We start from the raw sequence: 15,637 nt of genomic DNA, 5'->3' as shown, positions 1-15,637 counted from the left end.
CCTTCGGGATAGCTCGTGATCGCAACTCGGTAGAGGTAGTAGCCGCCGCTGGGCTCACGCCAGTCCGGATCGGCCTCCTGCATTGCTCTGTACACGTCGCGTAGCTCGGCGAGCGTGAGAACCACTTCACCCCGGCCGGACGGGGACTCAACCGACAGGTACGCCAGGTCGAGGCCGCTCACCTCACCGAGCGATACGTGGACCTTCCTGTTTTCATCTGCTACTACAGGGACTGGATCTGCGTAGTGCGAGAAGGACATGAGTCAGACCGCCTCGGGGAAGGACTCGCGCGTCCAGGCCCCGCCTCTGGGCATCTGCAGCTTGGACGTGTTCCCACCACGGCGCCAGTGGTTCCAGGCCATCACGAAGTAACCAATGAGATCACGGTCGCTGACGTTGACTTTGCCTTCGCGGATACGATCGAGTCGGTCACGCAGGGCGAGAATGGGATTGCCGGACTGGAGCCCGGCGCCTGAGTAGAGTCCTTCGCTGAACTCGCGAGCCGCTTCGCCGCGATCAGTCGGAACTGCAGCAGCACTGCAAGGGTCACGCTGGGTCGGCACTTGACGCGCCGGAGACGCTGACTGGCAAGGTCCTGAAGGATGGCCATCTCGACCGGGTGCTCGGCGGCCCAGGCGACTACCTCCGGGTTGCTGATCTTGCTTGCGACCTTCTGATCGCCGAAGAACGCCATACGCTGCCACTCCAGGTAGACCCGGATGCCGCCTGCGACGATCCTCGAATCAGTCGAACCAAGAAGCCCTTCGAGACCAGTTGGTCGCCGGCCGTCCGGGTTGTCCCTTGATCCATCGTGCTTTGTGTGTCTGCGGGAGCCCGCGTACAACCAGGAAAGGAATGGCCGGAAAGTTGTCGTCCATCCGGGCGAGTGCAGTCAGCCGGTGCTGCCCATCGAGGAGGACATCATCGATCGACCACTTGATGGCTTCTCCGTTGTACTTCCAGCGTCCGGAAGTCATCTCGGCCATGAGACGCACTACCTGTGACTCTTTGATCGGTCGGTTGTGTGTGTTCTTCGCGAGTACACGACGCGCCATCGCCGGTCGACGAAGATGGTCGACGCCGACGGCTTCTGCGGTGTCACACCGACGGACGCGAGATGCTGGCTCTTACGGTGGAAGTCGCCTTCGGAAGTTTTCTGCCAGTTCGACATGGGCTATCCTTCTAGTTGTGTGATGACGCTGTTGAGTGCGTCGCGGACGCGGATCAGATCGCTGAGGTTGGACGCCTTGATCTGGTCCTTGTTCCTTTTCAGGCGGTCGTCGGCGGCGAGCCGGTTGACCGATTCGACAGCGCGCTTCAGGTTGAAAGTCGCGGAGTCGAAAGCATCTGTGATGGGCCGACGCTTCGGCGTGGCCGGTTGTGCCGGTGCGGGGTCGGCGTGGGAGCGTTGAGTTCAGCGAGGGCGGCATCGGTGAAGCCGGGGGCGATCTCGACCGGCTCGGCCTCAACCTCGGCATCGATGTCGGGTTCCGGATCGATCCGGCGGCTGCCGATCTCGCTACGGATCGCCGCCGCGGTCGGCCTACCCCCGGTGGCCTCGTTGACCTTCGCCATAACATCCACGGCTTCAGCGGGGTCAAGGCCTGTCAGCTCCCGCGCCTGCCCTCATTGGCCGGAAGTGCCGGTGTGTCACCAATTGGTGACGTCGCCATCTCCAGGGCGGCTTCCATGCCGTCAACAACGGTCGCCGCACTCATGAGGTCATAGGCCCGCTTACGGCTAAGGTTCCACCGGCTCTGGCAGTACACCTCGAACGACGCATACTCGTGCCGATAAAGGCGATCGTCACGGATCTTCGCCAGGGCGCGGCCTATCTCGATGAACGACTCGAGACCTCGCTCGATGACAGACTCTTGCTGCTCGAGGTCATCTCTCAGTGCTGACAACTGATCGGCAGCGGCGACCGGCTCGCCGGGCAGATAGCTCGGGTAGCTCATCGGTTCACTCCCTCTACTGGTTTGGTGACCGGGGCGGCTCCCCCCGCCCCGGCCTGCGCGGGCTCCTGCGAGAGGGAGGGGGCCTGCGCGCTCCCGCACCGGCAGCGGTCAGCACGGGAGTGATCTACGAAGTCGGCAACGAGTGCTCGGACAACCGACCGCGGGTGCTCGATCACGCGACCACCCGCCGTTGATTGCTATTACGTCCATTGCTAGCGGATGCGTGCTCCACGAAAAGGAGATGCAGAGGCACGTCGAGAGCCTCCGCGATGCGTTCGGCCAACTGCGGTGTGCACGTGGTCTTGTTCTCGGCGCAGAGGTGCCCAATGAAGCTCTTTGAGCATCCGGCATACCGCCCAAGCCTGGCCATCGAAAATCCGCGCTGGTTCATCAGTGCTCGGAGAGTGTCCCCGGATGTGAGTTTCATCCAACTGCCTTTCGGCCATCGTTTGTATGACGCCACTTCATCCTCCATGGTCAACGGGTTGGTGTCAACTGTCGATGGATAAAACATACGACACTGGTAGACGCTTACGCAAGTAATCACAGCGTTGTAGTTCCGCAGCCAGCGGATATGATGGCGTCCAACACTGGATGAAACGGTCAACGGCAAAACGCCAATTCCGGCCGTTGTGGGGTAGACGGATGGGTGAGCGAATGACTAGCGACGTTCATACTCGGACGGCAGGCTCTGAGTCGTGAGCAAATTGTGGGAGTTCGTCCAGGCCCACCTGGACAGGACGGGAGCATCCGAGGCGGCGTTCGCACGCCAGATCGGTAGCATCCCGCAGACTGTCAACTCGTGGAAGAAGCGCGGGTTGAAGCAGCTCCCCGAAGTCGCCACTCTCCGTGCGATCTCAGAGATCACCGGCGCCAACTACGCGGACATCATTTCGGCCGTACTAACTGACATCGGGTACATCGAGGACGGCGAGCTGCCTACGGAGGCGATTACACCGAACGACCATCGGCAGATCGCTTTAGCAGCTCACCTACTTGTCGAGGCGGTTCCGAATATCGACGAACTTGATATCCCATTCGAGGACGTCTTTACGTTCGTTGGACTGGTCGAGCAGTCCGCGGGACTTCTTGGGCGCACTGGTCTCCATCAGGTAGATGACGCGACGGCGCAGGAGATTGTGGCCGAAGCCCGGAAAGCCGCGAGCAAGTATCGGCGGCTAGCACGGAGGGTGGCGGCTTCGCTCACAGGTGATGACGCGTCGGCAGATCGCCGACCGTCCGAGAGCCTGGAGGATTCCGATGCCCTACCAACTGATTCGCCCGCGTCGCCGGGAGCACCGGGCGAAGCGAGTGAAGAGCAGAAGACCACAGCCGGCGGCAAGGTCACAGCCTTGCCTTCCCGGAATCAAGTCCCCAAACCTGAGCGGCCCGAGGATGCGAAGGCCGCCCGCAAGCGGAACCCACGGTTCAAACCCCAAGACCCTGACGAATCTCATTGATGTTATTCGAGGTCAGGGCCGTTTCTGTCAGAGGTGCATGTTCCTATTTCGGACATGAACTGGCATCCCTGGCGGTCAGCCCGCGATGACTACCCGCACATCGCGATCGACTGCACACAGCGACTCTCACCCGGAACGATGGGGCTCAACGGCGAGCGCACCATCTGGATTCACCGCGGCCTCACCCAAGCGGAGAGACGGTGCACCCTCACCCACGAGCTGCTGCACCGGGAGATGCCTGACGCTGATGAGGACACGATTGAGCGTGAGACGGCTCGCCGGCTGATCACACTCCCGCAGTTGGTGGACGCCTTCCGTTGGCTTCGTCACCCGTCACTGCCTGAGCTCGCTGAGCATCTGTGGGTGGACGAGCAGACGGCGTGGACGCGGATGCAACACCTGGACCCGATCGAGGTCGCCGAGATCGAAGCGGCGACCGAGGGTGACTGGTCGTGGAGTGACGTCGCATGACGGACGAAGAGAAGGCGATGCTCGACCTGGCCGGGCGGAGATGGAACTACGCCGGCAACCTCGAGCAGAAGGTGCGAGACGAGTTCGGCATCAGCCTCACCCGGTTCTGGCAGATTGTGAACCGCCTCCTGGACACTCAGGAAGCTTTAAGCTACTCACCGCAGGTGGTGAACCGTCTGCGGTGATTACGAACCCGGAGAACCCCATGAAACGCGCCATCGCCCTGGCAGCAGCAGCCCTCTTCACCACCACCCTCGGCGCAGGAGTAGCCGACGCCGCACCCCGCGACATCACCCCGACCATCGCCTTCCCCGGCGAACACGTCCGCTACTTCTTCTCCTCCGACACCCCACGCAACGACATCGCCTACTACGCGGCCGGCGGACGTCTCGTCGTCGCCAAAGATGTGGTGTTCCAGCCCACACTGATCAACATCGGGTCCGGGCCGCGCTACCACACCCACCGGGCGTTCACCTCACCCGGCCGTCAGCTCATCGGTTCGTCGATGCAGACGCGTGGATGGTCGGCGCAGTGTCAGGTGCAGTTGGATGGCCGGACTGTCGACTCGGCGTATGTGCCGGGTCGCCGATTCGCCAACGCCAACTGCTAGACGTCGGGAAGCGCGAGTAGTTTCTCGAGTTGCCCGAGGGCGGCGCGGGTGAGGTCGGTGGAGGTGTGCGCGTACTGCCGGTGCGACGTAGTGGTGGTGTGCCCCAAGATGGCCATTCGGGTGGCTTCCTCCACGCCGGCCTCCTGCAGGAGGGTGGCGACAGTGTGGCGGGCGGCGTGCTGATCCGGCGCGTCCTCCACCTTCCCCACTACCGCGGCTTGTACACACAGCTGCTTCCAAGCGAGGGTGTCGTCGCGGGGCTGGATGGCCGCCCCATCGTCCCGGGTGAACACCAACCCCTGCGACGGGTTGCCCTTCTGCTCCCACAATTCGGTGAGCGCAGCAACCACGGGCGGCAGCAAGGGCACCAGCCGACGCGACCCCGACGTCTTCGTGGGCACCAGGCACGCCGTCCAGTGCACCGGGGTGAAGGTGAAGGTGTCGGGGACGTCGAACGCTTCCCGCGGATACACGTCACCTTGCGGGCGAGGGCCTTTCTTCAACTTCAACCGGGCCAACTGCCACGAGATGTCAATGACACCCACACCGAGGTCGACACGATCCCAGGTGAGGCCCAAAGCTTCGGCTTGGCGGGCACCGGTCAGTAGGGCCAATGACCAGCGGGCTGCGTCTGTTGCGTCACGTGACGCCACATGCAGAAGCACTGCCCGTGCCTGCTCCACAGTGAGGGGAACGCGCTCCTCGGAGCGGGCCTGGGGGCGGTCCATACGCTCGCACGGGTTGTTGCCGATCTTCCCGTCTTTCACTGCATCCCCCAACGCTTTCGCCAACACTGAGTAGGCGGCTTGGGCGGTGCGGGTGGTGTGTGCGTCGGCGACGTGGTTGACCATGCGGCGAACATCAGTGGGGGTGAGCTTCCCCAGCTTCTTCGACCCGACATGCGGGATGAGTTGGTGTTTGATGGTGGACCGGTAGGTGGCGAGGGTGCGGGGTTTCAGGCGTGGCGCGGCGATCGTGTCCACCCAGTAGTCCAGCCACTGGGCGACGGTGATCTGGCCGGCGTTGGGGAGGATGCCGTTCGCGAGGTCTTTCCGCATGGCTGCGAGTTCGGCCACGGCGTCGGCGTATTTCTTGCGTCCACGTTGGTAGTACTTGCCGTCGGGGAGGAGGACTTGCGCCATCCACATGCCGTCGGCCCGTTGGTACAGTCCGCCTTCACCTTTCGCCCTACGGCGCTTCTTCGGGGCATATCGGCTCACTTACGTTTGTACTTACGTTTACCCCAGTCTATGCGCTGTCTAGACAAACTCGTGAAAACTTCAGTTACCTGCAGGTATTCGCTCAGCCTTGACAGTAGACCCACCATGAGCATACCCCTAAACACAGCTTCCCAAGCTGAATACGCGGGTTCGATTCCCGTCATCGGCTCCATGATCCGGTCACGCTCAGCCCTAAGCCTGGCCGTCGTCTCGACTCAACACCCGGTTCACCGCATCGACGACCGCGTCAGGTCGTTGCGTCTGGATGTAATGCGTCGTCCCCGGGACAGTGATCAGTTCTGCATCAGGCAAGCCCGCGACGAACGCGGCCTGCGCCCGAGGCTCGGCGTCGTGCAGGGTCTCGAGGTCGGCCGCCGACATGCCGGCCGGCAAATGGTCGGGCAACGGCTCGTTCACCCCGCGAACGAGGGCCACCACCGGCACCGGGGGCAGCGGAGGCCACCCTCGATCTCATCGAAAAGCTCATCCATCGAATAGGTTTCGGCGATGTACCCCTCCGGGTAGCTGCCAGGCGTCAACTGCGGATGGGCCATCAGCTCCCACTGTTCCGGGGTCACGCTGTCGCGCAGCACCGGCATCGGCGCGTCGACCAGGACAAGCCCGGCCACGTCAGACGGGTATGTGGCCGCGAACAGCGCCTGGAGCGGCCCTCCCATCGAATGCCCCACCAACACGTATGGTCCGGTTTCACCGGCCGACTCGAGCAGGTCGTGCAGCTCGTCGACCACCTCAGTCGGGTCCCGCGGCATCGCGACCTCGTCACTGCGACCAGGCGTCGGCTCTTCCGCGTCGACGACCACGCGGTCGCGGACCGTCGTGGTGGCGAGTGAGCCGGGCCGGTCGTAGGCGCACACCCGCGTCGACTCCGCGAGCGCGGGATGCACTGCCAGAGAATCTGATTCGCTCGAACTCCAGATGTCGCCTGCGTTCCCGAACCCGGATTGCAGTACCACAGTGGGACTTCCGGTTCCGCGACAGTCCAGGTACAGGTGGTGTCCGTCGCCGATGTCCACTCGCCCCGGCGTGTCACTGTTCTGGGTGTCCGTGTCGCAGGCACAGATCAGCGCCCCGACCACGAAGCCGACGCCCATACCGCGCCACATACCGATCATCACGCACCTCCGGAGATACCGATCGACCCCCGGACCGTTCTATCCGACCCTAGTCCCCCGCCGTTATGCATTTTTCGGATTCCGTTCGGTTCCGTTCTTCTCTTCAGCCGTGTGGCGGCGCCGCCGGTCGGCTACCGCCCCTGCCGTAGCGCAGGACGATCTCACGATCGCGCGGGTGCGAGCGTTGCTGACGGTGCGCTGATCCGCGGCGGTCACGTGTCGCCCACATGACGAGGTTTCTGCGACACGGCACACCTACACTGCCTATGTGACAACCGAACTGACAGTCGCGACGTGGAACGTCATGTGGGCCACCAGATCAAGTGCCCGTGGCCGGCGAGTCCGGAACATACTGCGTGAGGTCGACGCCGATCTGCTGATCGTCACCGAGGGCCAACGCGATCTGCTTCCCAAAGGTGGTCACATCGTCGACGCCGGGTCCGATTGGGGTTACGACATCACCAAGAGCCCGGAGCGTCGCAAGACGATGCTGTGGTCGCGCAAGCCACTCACCGACGTCACCACCGTGCCCAGCGGTGCTGGGGCAGGCCGCGCCCTCGTCGCACACACCGACACACCACTCGGTCAGGTCCGCGTCCTGGCAGTGTGCATCCCCTGGGCGAGTGCTCATGTGAGCACTGGTCGCCGCGACGCGTCGAACTGGTCCGAGCATCTCGAATGCTGCGACCACATCGAGGTGTTGACGGCAGGGTTCGACCCACGGATACCCACCATCGTGGCCGGAGACTTCAACCAGCGGCTACCGCGGGTGCGGCAGCCGATCCGGGTCCATGAGCGCCTCCTGGAAGTGCTGGATCGCTGGACCCTACATACCGCAGGCGACGTCCGGTACGGGCCGCTCATCGATCACATCGCCTCCGACCTGAGCTGCATCAACTTGCGAACCTGGTCCGGCACCGACGACGTGGGAAGGTTGAGCGATCACTCGGGAGTGACATGCACTCTTGTGCGCCGTGACAGTTAGCCCACGAGCCTGCCCTTCGTGACATATCACCCACTCCGTCCTAGAACCCCACCCCGGGGGAATGCACGTACCTCGACCACCGTTGCGCGAAGAGTCCACGAGATCATCGAAGAAGAGGTACAGCATGAAGATCGGGATCATCGGAGCAGGATTCATCGGCGGAACGCTGACCCGTCGGCTCACCGAACTGGGGCATGACGTCCGCGTATCCAATTCACGAGCACCCGAGACGCTTTCGGAGCTGGCCGCGGAGACCGGCGCCACGGCGGTGTGGGCCGACGAGGCCGCCCGGGACGCCGACCTCGTCATCGTGTCCATCCCGCAGAAGAACACCCCTGACCTGGCCGCGGGCATCGTCGACGCACGTAAACCGGGCGCGCCGGTCATCGAGACCAACAACTACTACCCGCAGCAGCGGGACGGGAAGATCGAGGCGATCGAGAACGGTACCCCGGAAAGCGTCTGGGTGTCCGAACACATCGGTGCGCCCGTGTACAAGGTCTTCAACGGGATCTACTGGAAGCACCTGCTCAAGAAGGGTGTCCCCGCCGGAGCCGAAGGTCGGATCGCACTGCCGGTCGCAGGCGACGACGCGGACGGCAAGAAGATCGTGTTCGGCATCGTCGACGAACTCGGTTTCGACCCGGTCGACGCCGGCCCGCTCGCCGAATCTTGGCGCCAGCAGCCGGGAACACCGGTGTACGGCAAGGACTTCGGCGTCGACGACACCCTCGCGGCACTCAAGGAGGCCTCGCCGGAACGAACGCCGGAGTGGCGCGCCGCCTGAATCCCTTACCGCGCAGGCGTCCACAACGCACGGGCGAGGGCCGGACGCATCTCGCGTCCGGCCACCTCGCCGTTTACGAGATCACCACGGCCCGAACGCCATCTCGGGCGTGAGCCATCAGTCGCGGAGCAACCCGTCGACGATCGCGCGCGCAGTCTCCAGAGCGGATTCATCACCGAAACGAGCGCCCGTGTTTGCCGCAGCGACGACGGCATCGAGTTGGAACGCGAGGCTGTGCGCATCACGCCCGGCCAGTTGCCCCTCATCCTGCGCACGCCGGATCTGGCTGAGCGCCGACCGGATTCACCTGACGAGGGCCGGCCACGCGGTGGTCGCCACCGAGGTCACCAGGATGCTGGGCCAGTTCATCCGAACACCGCACCCCCGGCAGCCAACTCAGTAGACGCGCAACACCTTCCGCTCCAGCACATGCGGCCGATCCGTGGTCAGCATGAATTCGACGGGGCCAGAGCCGGTCCGGACAACCCTGGACACCATCTCCTGCGGCGCAGGCGGAACGAGATTCCCGCTCGTCAACCCCGCGACGACCCCGGAGGCACCAGTCCACAGATTCCGCCAGCGCACCGTCGCCGTGACCCGGCAAGGCCGCCCGGGATGATCCGACACGCCGACGAAACCACCACCGGCGCTGATGTACACGACGCCACGACTGTCCTGCGCGGGAAGTCCCGGACCCGGATACGACACCCGCGTCGACACCATCTGTGCGAACACCTGGCCGACGCACGCCGGACCGTATGCGACGGTGGCCGTTCGCAGTTCGGCACGTCGTGGCCCGTCGGCGTTCGCCACTCCCGCCTGCACGCTTGTCGCGGCGGCCGCCGCCAATGTGACTGCTCCCGCAGTCCGTATCCAGCGCATGATGTTCCCCCGAACGTCGAGTGAGACCTCGTCGGCTCACCGGGATCATCGTTTCGGGCCGGCCGTGGGGTTACATCCGTCCGGCCGTCAGCGCCGCTTCGGACGTACCCCGGGCTTCTTCCGCGAACTCTTTCCCGGGATCTTGCCCGCCGCCTCGCGCGCGGCTCGTTTCGCCGCGGCCTTCTCCTTGGCCGATCGTTTCGGTGCCGGTTCGGACTGTCCCCGCGACGAAGTCGCCTTGCGACCGCGCACGATTCCGATGAACTCGTCGGCCAGTTCGGTGGTCGGAGCGGGCCACAACAGACCGACAGTGCCGGTCGGCGCGTCGGTCACCGGACGGAAGACGAGGTCCTTGCGGTGATGCAACCGCGCCAGAGACTGGGGAACGAGCAGGACACCTGTGCCGGCGGCCACGAGTTCGATTGCATCGCCGGTGGTTTCCGGGCGGTGCTCGACGGCGGTGCCGGGGTGACCTCGATACGCGGCGTCCTCGCTACGCTCGGCCGGCGCTACTCGGCCAGCAGAACCACCCACACCCTCACCCAACTCGGTCGGCGCTACTCGGCCAGCAGAACCACCCACACCCTCAGCAGGAGCGTCGAAGCCGGTGACCGGCTTGTCGAGCGGCCACAGGAACTGCTCGTCGGCGAGGTCGGCCAGGGTCAGCTCGTCACCCGCGGTGAGCACGTGATCCTTGGGGACCACGACGACGGTGGTCTCCTCGTAGAGCTCGATCGTGTGGTGCGGACCGGCGTCGCCGTGGCTCAGGGCGTCCGGCAGACGGGTGATCGCCACCTGCACGTCTCCCTGCCTGATGGCGTCCGCGCACTCGGCGACCTCGAGGGCCACGAGTTCCAGCGAGACGTCGGGCTGCCGCTCCTCCCAGATGCGGACCCACTTGCTCGGGGTCACACCGGGGACGTACGCCAGACGGAACGTCGAAGCCCGAAAATCGCCTGCGCGGTCGGGTGTGGTCACGACCAAAGGCTACCGCCCGATACCCTGGGGTGATGAGCTCGCAGTCGATGAAACCGGCAACCGCCGCCAAGAAGCTGGACGTGTACCTGCCGGCAACCCCCGCGGAGTTCCGCGACGGTTCCATCACCCGCGCCGAGCTCGCCGCCCTGCAGGCCGATCCGCCGGAGTGGTTGAAGACCCTTCGCGCCGAGGGACCGCACCCGAAGAACCTGGTCGCGGCCAAGCTCGGCGTCTCCAACTCCGCCCTGGTCCGCAACGGGATCACCGAGGCGCTGACCACCGCGCAGATCAACGAACTGCTGGCCGAGATGCCCGAGTGGCTGGTCGCCGAACGCGCCACCCAGGTGGAGGTCCGTCGCGAGGAGCGTCGCGTCAAGTCCCTGCACGAGGACCGTCGCCGGGACCGCGAGGAATCCGAGACCGCAGAGGACTCCGACTCCTGACCTTCCGGGTCACGGCACCGGACGCCGCCCCGGCACCACCAGTCCGCACTCATACGCGGCCACGACGAGCTGCGACCGGTCGCGCGCACCGAACTTCGTCATCGCCCTGTTCACATGGGTTTTCGCGGTCAGCACACTGATCTGCAGGCGGTCGGCGATCTCGGCGTTGCCGAATCCCTCGGCCACCAGCACCACGACCTCGCGTTCCCGCGGGGTCAGCGTCCCGACGACCGCCGACTCCACGCCCGGACCGGCCGACGGTCGGGACAGGAAGTGACTCACCAGCATCTGGGTGGCTGCCGGGGACATCAACGTATCCCCCTGCGCCACTGCGCGTATCGCGTCCAGCAGTTCCTGCGGGGAGGCGTCCTTGCCGATGAAACCGCTTGCGCCCGCGCGTAACGCGGCGGCGACGTTGTCGTCGTACTCGAAGGTCGTCAGCACCATGACCCGGGTCCCGCGCAGCAGCGGGTCGGACGTGATGGAGCGGGTGGCGGCGATGCCGTCGATCCCGGGCATCTGGAGATCGGCGACCACGACGTCGGGATGGAACCGGCGGGCCGCACGAACGGCCTCGCCGCCGTTGGTCGCCTCGGCGACCACCTCGAGGTCGGGTTCGGTGTCAACGAGTAACCGCAGGGTGCTGCGGAACAGCCCCTGGTCGTCGGCCAGCACGATCCGGATGGTCATCGACATCTCCTCTCGCGGTGAGCTCGCAGTCATCCGATTCGCCACCGGTCGGCAGGACGGCGTCGACGACGAACAGGTCGTCGACCCAGCGGACATCGAGAGTCCCGCCCACCGCGACGACCCGCTCGCGCATGCCGATCATCCCGAGTCCGTGGAGGCGCTGTTCATCCGCTCCGGCCCCGTCGTCGATCACGCGTTCACCGGACCGCACCCGGTTCTCGACGACGATCGCGACGGCACCGTCGTCGTAGTGGCATCGCACCGCGACCGGCATCCCCGGCGCATGCCGGACCGCGTTGGTGAGCGACTCCTGGATGACCCGGTAGGCAACCTGATCCACGTCGCCGGGCAGCGACCGCTGCTCACCGGCAACCGTCACGACGATGGACGCGCCGGCATTGCGGTACACCTCGACCATGCCCGGCATGCTCGACATCCCGGCGCCGGGTTCGGGCACCGTCAGGGAGTCGCGGCGGAGCATCCCCACCGTCGCCTTCACCTCGCTCAGCGCGGCACCGGCGATGTCGTGCATCTGCGCCAGCATCTGTTCGGCCACCTCCGGACGCGTGTGCACCAGTCGCTGCGCGGTCCCGATCTGCAGATTGATGGCGGTGAGATGGTGCGCCACCGCGTCGTGGATGTCGCGGGCGACGCGCATCCGCTCTGCGAGCACCGCCTGGGTGGCCTCCGCCTCCCGCTGCGATTCGGCCGCCTCGGCGCGTGCCTCCATCGCCTCCACGTACCCGCTGCGCGCCCGGCCGAGTGCCCCGATGCACGTGCCGAGCAAGAGCCAGCCGACGGCGGCGATCCGCTCGACGGGTAGCCAGTTGTCTCCCCAGATGAACGACGCCGCCAGGATCGACCCGGCCGCCGACACCGTCACGACCATCGCCCGGCGCATCGGGTACCGGCCGGCGATGGCGCACAGCGCGATCAGCGGGGGCAGGCTCAGCGCGGAGTTGAACGAACCGGTCGCGACGATGTAGATCACCGCTCCCGCAGTCGTGCCCACCACAGAGATCCCAGCTTGGCCAGCGACAGCACCGCGAACGCGCCGACGACGGTCAGCGCCGACGAGGCGACGACCTCGCCGACGATGGTCGTGGACCGTCCGATCGCGTCCCGGGGTTCGCGGCCGGCCCGCAGCTCCTCGCGATATCGGAAGAGCAGGAAGACGATGTAGTCGGTGCCCACGCCGAACAGGACGACGACCAGGATGGCGTCGAGCGATGAACTCACCTGGAAGTCGAAGAGCCCTGCGGCCGTGGCGGTCAGCCCGCGGGCGGCGGTGTAGACGATCCCGATGAGGAGAAGCGGCAGGACCGCGATGTCCGCGAGCTTGCCGTCCTTCGAGAGCGACTGAGGCCCGATGGTCGCCGACGACACCCCGGGTACCGATCCGTCGCCGAGATCGGCCGCCAGCTGTTGCGCCTGCTGCTGGTCGGACTGACCGAGCGGGGCGCCGTCGGACCGGGAGGTCACCAGGCTCCCCGACGCGCCGCTGTTCTGGGGAAGGCCTCGGTACCGATGGCCTGCGCCGACACCGACTCGAAGTCGTGGGGCAGGAACGACGCCTGGTTGCCGGTCGAGTAGTCGTCGAGATCCGGTGTCGCCATGATGATCACACCCATCGCGACCACCCAGGCCGCCAGGACGTACCACGGTTTCCCGAGTACGACACGCGAGATCGCAGCGAACATGGCGACACCCTCCCGGTAGCTCGTCCGTACCCCCGGCAAGCCACGTTCTGCCGGGCCCGGCGAAGTGTATGGACCGTGTCCACCGGGCGCCACAGCCGCGTGCGCGCCTCCCCTGGTCAGGCGAAGCACGACCACGCCGACCCGTCTCGGTCTCCTACACACCCACTAGCCGGAATTACGGCAATTGCGACATATGCGGTACCGGCCGCGTACTACGAACGCAGTAGGACACGACCGTTACCAGTCCAAACGGCCCCGGCATGCCGAGGCGGCGGACCACGACGGGCCGGACGGCACCCGATTGCGGATACGCTCCTCCGAGCGTCCCCGACCCCGGTGACACCACGGCCCGCAATTCGGCAGGTCTCGCTTCCCACAAGGAGTTTCCGTGCAACTTCGAAGGATTCCGGTCTCCCTTCTGGCGACGGTGGGCGCGGTCGCCTCGTTGTGCGTCGTGGGCGTCGCCGATGCCACGGCCGCGCCCGCAGGCGTCACCGGCACGGTCTCCACCGCGGGCCCCGACCGGGCCTGGGACGTGCGCGCCTGGATCACGGGCACCGACTCCTCGCCGGTACGCAGCGCCGGTGTCGCGCGGACGGACCGCGCGGGCCGATTCACCCTCCGGCCCACCTCGCAGCCCGGCGGCAACGAGGCCTTCTACGTGACGGCAACCCCGGTGGGACAACCGAACTCCTCCTTCACCACCCTCGCCGCGATCTCGCCGACCCTGCCCGGCCGTCTGACCGTGAACGAGCTGACCACCGTGGCAACGGGTTACGGGATGGCGCAGTTCGTCGACGGCCCGCGGATCAGTGGGCGCGCGCCGGGCGTGCGCAACGCGGCGTCGATGGCGGGCAACCTGGCCGACCCGAGCAGCGGCCGGATCGGTTCCACCCTGGCCTCCGCCCCGAACGGCGCACAGACGTCCACGCAGGCCGCATTCATCTCACTGACCGATGCGCTCGCCGCCTGCACGTCATCGGCCGACGGTTGCGCCGCATTGCGTTCGGCGACCACGACGCCGCTGAGCGGCCGGCCGTCGAACATGGTCGAGGCGATGGCGAACATGGCCAAGAGCCCGGAGCACAACCCGGCCGGGGTCTTCGGTGTCGCCCTGCGACGCCCCGCCCGCGCCGGCGGACTCCCCGTCCCGCCCGCCGCGTGGACCCTCGCCCTCCGATTCGACGGCGGTGGTGGGCTACTCGCCGGCCCCGGCAACTTCGTCATCGGCGACGGCGGCGACATCTGGGTCAACGCGAACTACGAGTACAACGCCGACCCGCGAACCCCGGTGTGCGGCAGCAAGTATCTCTTCCGCTTCGGGCCCGACGGCAAGCTCCGCGGCGGCCGCCCGATGACCGGCGGCGGCCTGTCGGGCGCCGGATACGGCATCACCCGCGATCGTTCGGGCAGCATCTGGGTGGCCAACTTCGGCTTCGCGGCCCCGGAACCCGGTTGCCCCGCCGACCGGCAGCCGCCACACAACTCGATGTCGAAGTTCAGTCCGCAAGGCGAAGCACTCTCGCCCGCACAAGGATTCACCCAGGGCGCGATGGACTGGCCGCAGGGCATGACCACCGACCGCACGGGATCGATCTGGACCGCCAACTGCGGCTCGGACTCCCTGACCGTCTACCCCGACAGCGACCCGAGCCGGGCCCGCAACATCAAGGTGGGCGTCAAGCAGCCGTTCCACCTCGTCGACAACGGCCGCGCGCTGTTCGTCAGCGGCGTCGAATCCAGTTCGATCGCGATGCTCGACCTGTCCGGCCGCCCGATCCGCACTCCGATCACCGGACCGCACGTCGACAATCCGCTCGGCCTGGCCACCGATGTCCGCGGCAACGTGTGGATCGCAAACTCCGGTGTCATCACAATGCCCTGCCCCGACCGCCCCAGCGGGACCGGCTCCTTCGGCTCGGTGTCGGCACTCGACCCGACGGGCAAGACCCTCGTCGGCCCGCTGCGCGGCGGCGGCATCACGATCCCGTGGGGAATCACGACCGACGGCGACGGCAACGTCTGGGTGGGCAACTTCGCCGGTAAGCGCGTCTCGAAGTTCTGTGGCGCGAACGCGTCGGCCTGCCCGCCTGGCAAGCGCACCGGCGACGCCATCTCCCCGGACGTCACCGGCTACTTCTTCGACGGACTGGCACGCAGCACCGGCATCATCGTCGACCCCGCCGGCAACGTGTGGACGACCAACAACTGGAAAGAGGTTCCGCTCCAGACCAATCCGGGCGGACTCCACATCGTCGCGCTCGTGGGTGCCGCGGCTCCGGTCCCGGTGCGCTGACCTCGATACGCGGCGTCCTCGCTG

General features: G+C 66.2%; 25 protein-coding genes. 8 read left to right on the top strand and 17 right to left on the bottom strand.

From position 1 onward, the window contains the following. The 7 genes from BLU62_RS26150 to BLU62_RS26130 form a co-directional block, all read right to left on the bottom strand. Window positions 1-260: DUF7304 family protein (locus BLU62_RS26150; protein ID WP_425284594.1), on the bottom strand; the 260-nt coding region annotated here is incomplete at its 3' end. Between the two features lie 101 nt (window positions 261-361). Continuing rightward, on the bottom strand, window positions 362-694 hold the full coding sequence (locus tag BLU62_RS34035; protein ID WP_244278341.1) for a hypothetical protein: 333 nt from the start codon (window positions 692-694) through the stop codon (window positions 362-364). Window positions 695-743: 49 nt separating this feature from the next. After that, on the bottom strand, window positions 744-986 hold the full coding sequence (locus BLU62_RS34030) for a hypothetical protein (RefSeq protein ID WP_244278340.1): 243 nt from the start codon (window positions 984-986) through the stop codon (window positions 744-746). A gap of 331 nt (window positions 987-1,317) precedes the next feature. Continuing rightward, window positions 1,318-1,575 (bottom strand): hypothetical protein, encoded by a 258-nt coding sequence (locus BLU62_RS26140; RefSeq protein WP_074852701.1) that lies wholly within the window; start codon window positions 1,573-1,575, stop codon window positions 1,318-1,320. A 32-nt stretch (window positions 1,576-1,607) separates the two neighbouring features. After that, a complete protein-coding gene (locus BLU62_RS26135; RefSeq protein ID WP_074852700.1) occupies window positions 1,608-1,958 on the bottom strand; it encodes a hypothetical protein in 351 nt (116 codons plus the stop codon). Beyond that, the gene (locus BLU62_RS34985) at window positions 1,955-2,134 is read right to left on the bottom strand and encodes a DUF7324 family protein (RefSeq protein ID WP_425284520.1); all 180 of its coding nucleotides are present in this window, start codon (window positions 2,132-2,134) and stop codon (window positions 1,955-1,957) included. Before BLU62_RS34985 ends, BLU62_RS26135 begins: the two co-directional genes overlap by 4 nt. Beyond that, entirely contained in the window at window positions 2,131-2,385 is a 255-nt protein-coding gene (locus BLU62_RS26130; protein ID WP_074847921.1) for a helix-turn-helix domain-containing protein, read from the bottom strand. The genes BLU62_RS34985 and BLU62_RS26130 overlap by 4 nt, the downstream gene beginning before the upstream one ends. 271 nt (window positions 2,386-2,656) lie before the next feature. Here BLU62_RS26130 and BLU62_RS26125 point away from each other — a divergent pair, with 271 nt between their 5' ends. The 4 genes from BLU62_RS26125 to BLU62_RS26110 are packed head-to-tail and all read left to right on the top strand — an operon-like array spanning window position 2,657 to window position 4,499. Further along, window positions 2,657-3,418 carry a hypothetical protein gene (locus BLU62_RS26125; RefSeq protein ID WP_074847923.1) on the top strand — a complete coding sequence of 254 codons (762 nt, stop codon included), beginning with the start codon at window positions 2,657-2,659 and terminating at the stop codon, window positions 3,416-3,418. A 54-nt stretch (window positions 3,419-3,472) separates the two neighbouring features. Beyond that, entirely contained in the window at window positions 3,473-3,889 is a 417-nt protein-coding gene (locus BLU62_RS26120; RefSeq protein ID WP_074847925.1) for a hypothetical protein, read from the top strand. After that, the gene (locus tag BLU62_RS26115) at window positions 3,886-4,074 is read left to right on the top strand and encodes a DUF3263 domain-containing protein (protein WP_074847949.1); all 189 of its coding nucleotides are present in this window, start codon (window positions 3,886-3,888) and stop codon (window positions 4,072-4,074) included. The genes BLU62_RS26120 and BLU62_RS26115 overlap by 4 nt, the downstream gene beginning before the upstream one ends. Before the next feature lie 20 nt (window positions 4,075-4,094). Further along, the gene (locus BLU62_RS26110) at window positions 4,095-4,499 is read left to right on the top strand and encodes a hypothetical protein (RefSeq protein WP_074847958.1); all 405 of its coding nucleotides are present in this window, start codon (window positions 4,095-4,097) and stop codon (window positions 4,497-4,499) included. Here BLU62_RS26110 and BLU62_RS26105 read toward each other — a convergent pair. From BLU62_RS26105 to BLU62_RS26095, 3 genes are all read right to left on the bottom strand, one after another. Continuing rightward, complete coding sequence (locus BLU62_RS26105; RefSeq protein WP_244278062.1) at window positions 4,496-5,719, bottom strand: tyrosine-type recombinase/integrase; 1,224 nt, start codon at window positions 5,717-5,719, stop codon at window positions 4,496-4,498. The genes BLU62_RS26110 and BLU62_RS26105 overlap by 4 nt on opposite strands. 192 nt (window positions 5,720-5,911) lie before the next feature. Beyond that, entirely contained in the window at window positions 5,912-6,124 is a 213-nt protein-coding gene (locus BLU62_RS34025) for an alpha/beta fold hydrolase (RefSeq protein ID WP_244278338.1), read from the bottom strand. An 8-nt stretch (window positions 6,125-6,132) separates the two neighbouring features. Continuing rightward, the gene (locus tag BLU62_RS26095) at window positions 6,133-6,852 is read right to left on the bottom strand and encodes an alpha/beta hydrolase (RefSeq protein ID WP_074852698.1); all 720 of its coding nucleotides are present in this window, start codon (window positions 6,850-6,852) and stop codon (window positions 6,133-6,135) included. Window positions 6,853-7,120: 268 nt separating this feature from the next. Between BLU62_RS26095 and BLU62_RS26090 the strand changes: the two genes are divergently transcribed. Both BLU62_RS26090 and BLU62_RS26085 read left to right on the top strand, forming a co-directional pair. Continuing rightward, complete coding sequence (locus BLU62_RS26090) at window positions 7,121-7,837, top strand: endonuclease/exonuclease/phosphatase family protein (protein WP_074852697.1); 717 nt, start codon at window positions 7,121-7,123, stop codon at window positions 7,835-7,837. 61 nt (window positions 7,838-7,898) lie between these two features. After that, the gene (locus tag BLU62_RS26085; RefSeq protein WP_074852696.1) at window positions 7,899-8,624 is read left to right on the top strand and encodes an NADPH-dependent F420 reductase; all 726 of its coding nucleotides are present in this window, start codon (window positions 7,899-7,901) and stop codon (window positions 8,622-8,624) included. Between the two features lie 117 nt (window positions 8,625-8,741). Here the strand turns inward: BLU62_RS26085 and BLU62_RS34980 are convergent, their stop codons facing one another. The 3 genes from BLU62_RS34980 to BLU62_RS26070 form a co-directional block, all read right to left on the bottom strand. Next, a complete protein-coding gene (locus BLU62_RS34980; protein ID WP_425284613.1) occupies window positions 8,742-8,879 on the bottom strand; it encodes a hypothetical protein in 138 nt (45 codons plus the stop codon). Between the two features lie 141 nt (window positions 8,880-9,020). Then, on the bottom strand, window positions 9,021-9,506 hold the full coding sequence (locus tag BLU62_RS26075; protein ID WP_139180076.1) for a hypothetical protein: 486 nt from the start codon (window positions 9,504-9,506) through the stop codon (window positions 9,021-9,023). Window positions 9,507-9,593: 87 nt separating this feature from the next. Beyond that, window positions 9,594-10,490: a LysR substrate-binding domain-containing protein gene (locus BLU62_RS26070; RefSeq protein ID WP_074852694.1), complete on the bottom strand. Its 897-nt coding sequence runs from the start codon at window positions 10,488-10,490 to the stop codon at window positions 9,594-9,596. A 41-nt stretch (window positions 10,491-10,531) separates the two neighbouring features. On the opposite strand from BLU62_RS26070, the gene BLU62_RS26065 reads away from it, so the two are divergent. Beyond that, window positions 10,532-10,927, top strand: coding sequence for a DUF5997 family protein (locus tag BLU62_RS26065; protein WP_074853322.1), 396 nt, complete (start codon window positions 10,532-10,534; stop codon window positions 10,925-10,927). Window positions 10,928-10,936: 9 nt separating this feature from the next. Here BLU62_RS26065 and BLU62_RS26060 read toward each other — a convergent pair whose 3' ends face one another. From BLU62_RS26060 to BLU62_RS34020, 4 genes are read right to left on the bottom strand one after another with little or no spacing between them, the layout of a single operon-like run. After that, complete coding sequence (locus BLU62_RS26060) at window positions 10,937-11,617, bottom strand: response regulator (protein ID WP_074852693.1); 681 nt, start codon at window positions 11,615-11,617, stop codon at window positions 10,937-10,939. Continuing rightward, window positions 11,550-12,629 carry a sensor histidine kinase gene (locus tag BLU62_RS31950; protein ID WP_244278329.1) on the bottom strand — a complete coding sequence of 360 codons (1,080 nt, stop codon included), beginning with the start codon at window positions 12,627-12,629 and terminating at the stop codon, window positions 11,550-11,552. Before BLU62_RS31950 ends, BLU62_RS26060 begins: the two co-directional genes overlap by 68 nt. Continuing rightward, a complete protein-coding gene (locus BLU62_RS31945) occupies window positions 12,605-13,099 on the bottom strand; it encodes an MMPL family transporter (RefSeq protein ID WP_074852692.1) in 495 nt (164 codons plus the stop codon). The genes BLU62_RS31950 and BLU62_RS31945 overlap by 25 nt, the downstream gene beginning before the upstream one ends. After that, on the bottom strand, window positions 13,096-13,317 hold the full coding sequence (locus tag BLU62_RS34020) for a hypothetical protein (RefSeq protein WP_074852691.1): 222 nt from the start codon (window positions 13,315-13,317) through the stop codon (window positions 13,096-13,098). Before BLU62_RS34020 ends, BLU62_RS31945 begins: the two co-directional genes overlap by 4 nt. Before the next feature lie 388 nt (window positions 13,318-13,705). Here BLU62_RS34020 and BLU62_RS26040 point away from each other — a divergent pair, with 388 nt between their 5' ends. After that, window positions 13,706-15,613, top strand: coding sequence for a Vgb family protein (locus BLU62_RS26040; protein ID WP_074852690.1), 1,908 nt, complete (start codon window positions 13,706-13,708; stop codon window positions 15,611-15,613). Window positions 15,614-15,637 lie beyond the last annotated feature (24 nt).

The sequence above is a fragment of the Gordonia westfalica genome (assembly GCF_900105725.1).
Taxonomy (GTDB): domain Bacteria; phylum Actinomycetota; class Actinomycetes; order Mycobacteriales; family Mycobacteriaceae; genus Gordonia; species Gordonia westfalica.
Note: the sequence above shows the minus strand (reverse complement) of the source record. Positions and strands in the feature narration are given on the sequence as shown.

Coding starts and splice junctions, on each gene's coding strand:
- BLU62_RS34030 (WP_244278340.1), bottom strand. CDS start 986: ATGGCCGAGATGACTTCCGGACGCTGGAAGTACAACGGAGAAGCCATC.
- BLU62_RS34035 (WP_244278341.1), bottom strand. CDS start 694: ATGGCGTTCTTCGGCGATCAGAAGGTCGCAAGCAAGATCAGCAACCCG.
- BLU62_RS26140 (WP_074852701.1), bottom strand. CDS start 1,575: ATGGCGAAGGTCAACGAGGCCACCGGGGGTAGGCCGACCGCGGCGGCG.
- BLU62_RS26130 (WP_074847921.1), bottom strand. CDS start 2,385: ATGAAACTCACATCCGGGGACACTCTCCGAGCACTGATGAACCAGCGC.
- BLU62_RS26135 (WP_074852700.1), bottom strand. CDS start 1,958: ATGAGCTACCCGAGCTATCTGCCCGGCGAGCCGGTCGCCGCTGCCGAT.
- BLU62_RS26115 (WP_074847949.1), top strand. CDS start 3,886: ATGACGGACGAAGAGAAGGCGATGCTCGACCTGGCCGGGCGGAGATGG.
- BLU62_RS26085 (WP_074852696.1), top strand. CDS start 7,899: ATGCACGTACCTCGACCACCGTTGCGCGAAGAGTCCACGAGATCATCG.
- BLU62_RS26065 (WP_074853322.1), top strand. CDS start 10,532: ATGAAACCGGCAACCGCCGCCAAGAAGCTGGACGTGTACCTGCCGGCA.
- BLU62_RS34020 (WP_074852691.1), bottom strand. CDS start 13,317: ATGTTCGCTGCGATCTCGCGTGTCGTACTCGGGAAACCGTGGTACGTC.
- BLU62_RS26095 (WP_074852698.1), bottom strand. CDS start 6,852: ATGATCGGTATGTGGCGCGGTATGGGCGTCGGCTTCGTGGTCGGGGCG.
- BLU62_RS26110 (WP_074847958.1), top strand. CDS start 4,095: ATGAAACGCGCCATCGCCCTGGCAGCAGCAGCCCTCTTCACCACCACC.
- BLU62_RS26120 (WP_074847925.1), top strand. CDS start 3,473: ATGAACTGGCATCCCTGGCGGTCAGCCCGCGATGACTACCCGCACATC.
- BLU62_RS26060 (WP_074852693.1), bottom strand. CDS start 11,617: ATGACCATCCGGATCGTGCTGGCCGACGACCAGGGGCTGTTCCGCAGC.
- BLU62_RS26075 (WP_139180076.1), bottom strand. CDS start 9,506: ATGCGCTGGATACGGACTGCGGGAGCAGTCACATTGGCGGCGGCCGCC.